Annotated in this window: 1 protein-coding gene; it reads right to left on the bottom strand. The window is 52.5% G+C overall.

All coding sequences use genetic code 11. The annotated features are described in order from the left end of the window. Nucleotides 1-21: 21 nt before the first annotated feature. Nucleotides 22-2,559 (bottom strand): hypothetical protein, encoded by a 2,538-nt coding sequence (locus AC4FIC_RS13810; RefSeq protein WP_476194489.1) that lies wholly within the window; start codon nt 2,557-2,559, stop codon nt 22-24. Nucleotides 2,560-2,751 lie beyond the last annotated feature (192 nt).

Below are 2,751 nucleotides of genomic sequence, written 5' to 3'. Positions count from 1 at the left end.
AGCGAAAAGTCTTATGGAACCTTATTCGCCCTGAACCTCACCACCGATAACCGATGGTGCCTCATCCGTAATAGCGGGCATGGTGCCTAGCCCAAACACGTCTTGCACGACGCCGGTCGGAATTGGCTCGCTTGGCGCATCAAAGGGTAAGTCAGAACAAAAGCCAGCTGAAAAATCAGTTACGGTCATGTTCTGCTCAACCTCAAGGGCTTTGAAAACATATTGCGCACCTGTACGATCGGCGACGACCACACCATCTGCCAGACTGATCACTGGGGCCCAGTTGTTACCAATAGGTTCCCAAGGCAAGCCATACAGATTGCCCTTGCCACCGTATTCGAGCACGAACACCGCGCCGTCTTTAGCCGCAGAGTCATTGCGATCGTTTGCGGTGCTGTGGGTATATTTAATACCAAGCGGTCGGTCAAAGGTGACAATGGCACTGGTGGCGTCGTCAACGAGTACCGTCTGTTGCTGCCAAGGGTTTAGGCCAGTTTCCCAGACATAGAAGGTGGTAATGTTGCCGTTATTCAGCCCAGCATAGAAGTTATCCGCGGTTATGGCCGAGCCGGTTACCATTGGACCAGTCTGTAAACCCCAGCTCCAGTAGTCGCTGGAGTTTGTATCTGATGTGGTCACCGTACTCGCAAAACCGATCGCATCGTCGGCAGCGTCGACTAAGGTCAGGTCCGCCTGAGCAAAGCTATAAATTGCCGCAGTCTGTTCATCGTTTTCAAATACATCTCCCCAATTCGACCCAGTATCGATATCGCCAACGGCGACACCGGCCTTTAGGCATTGTTCGACACAGTGGAGCGTGACGTCAGAGCCACCAGCAAACAAACCACCCGATGCGGTTTCGCTGCCGTTGACATAGGTTCTAACAAATGAGCTGAGACTGACTGCGCCTTGGGCGAACGTAACACGGCCACCCACCTGCCGGGACCACATAGATACAACCTCATTAGTCGCTAAGGTAACCGCAACAGGCGTACCTTCTACGTCAGTGATCACCGGGCCATCGTCATCCCAGTCGGTGATGATGCCGGTTACCTCAAAGCCATCTTCGGCTGCATTGAGCTTCAATATAGCCTCGTATTGGTCGACCTCATCCGAATCTTGGTTAAAGTCGGTATCTCCGGTAAATCGGCCGCTGTTCTCGTTCAAATGGGCTTGGAATTCTACGCCAACAAGTGTCTCTAAGGGTATCTCTTCGACGGTGTTTTTAATTAGCTTTCCAGGTGCCACTTTAACAGTATAGGTTTTGCCCGTTGAGTCATCACGGGTAGCTTCTTGGACTTTCTCACCATTTGTCCACGGTTGGTCGTCTTCGCGCCAGCTGCCGCCATAGCCCATCTGACCCCAGGATTCATAACCATTGGCATCATCGCCGCTGCCATTGCCATCCGCATCGACGTGCAGTTGCACGCCTGAATTGAGCACAACCTCGCTGCCGTCAGCAAGGTCATAGAGGCCATAGGTAAACGCTGTGTCTTCGACGCTATTGCGATCTAAGCACTGGTTGACCGTTACGGTTTGCGCAGTCGGATTCGTGAGTTCGTCAAGGGTGTCGGTGGTGCGCATATGTATATAGTCGGCATTCGCCGCCAGGGCAAAGGCGCGACTCATGCTTGGTATTACTTCATCACTTGCTGTGTTGACACAGAGTTTTGAGGTCCGAGCGCGGCCGATCTCGGTTTCTTGGTTGTAATTAACCGATGCTTGGGTGATGCAAGACACGGCGATAGAGTTACCCGATCCGTCCTGAGTTTCGTCGCTCTGTTCTTGGTACAGAGTAAAGCTTGAACTGTTGTCCTCGGTGCGCGATGAAATAACCTCACCCATGCCGAATTTGTCAGATTCTGGGGACGCCATGGTCGGCAGAAGGCCAAAGGCCAGCTTAAATATGCCAAAGGGAGTCTCTTCAGTTGGTGTCTCTGTGACCTCTCCTAACATCTTAACGGCAAAATCGCCCCCTTGTTCGGGGAACTTTGGTACCCAACCGTTGATGATCAATGGGCTGTCATCGGTGGCTTGTGAGGAATGGACAATTACCGGAATATAGGACGGCGCTGGTTCTGCCGCACCCTGTTCCTGGCCGCCGCCAGATCGTTCTTCAAAACAGCCAGCATCTGACCAGGCAACGTAATTGCCTTTACCGTTCATAGCGAGCGGTTCAGTCTGGCCGGTAAAGCACAGCAGGCTGTCAATAAAATCAATTGGTTCGGACGCATCGAGATAAACAAAAATATTTTGCCGCTCGGTGTTGTAATCACTATCGTCTGCAAATGCGGCCAAAGCAGCGTCCGAGATTAGGGCGCGGGTGCTGGTGCCAGCACGTGTGGCACTGCGGGTTACGTCACTGGTAGAGACTAAAGCCATCTGTGACGGCAAGGCCACACTGCCAGAAATAAGTGATCGCGCAGCGTCGTCGGTCGTTGTCGTGTCGGTGCTTGTCGTGTCGGTTGTCGCCGCCGCCGCCGTGTCATCTGTAGGAGTTTCGCAGGCGCTAAGCACAAAAGTGCACGCCAACGCGGTTAATAGGGGGATTTTTAGCATTCATTGCTCCAATTTACCCTAGGGTAAGGTTAGACAGCATCTCGCTTGAAATAAGCGGGAACACTGGTGCCCGCTCGAAGCAGACCAATATTAGTATCACACTATAGTATCACTACCATTTTGGCAATCTGGTTTGCGGGTTCAGGTGTATTTGTAACGATACAGCCCTCAGCCCTCAGCCCTCAGCCCTCA

The sequence above is a fragment of the Reinekea sp. genome, assembly GCF_982785585.1.
The sequence above is the reverse complement of the archived record's forward strand: the minus strand, read 5'-3'. Positions and strand labels throughout refer to the sequence as shown.

Coding starts and splice junctions, on each gene's coding strand:
- AC4FIC_RS13810 (WP_476194489.1), bottom strand. CDS start 2,559: ATGCTAAAAATCCCCCTATTAACCGCGTTGGCGTGCACTTTTGTGCTT.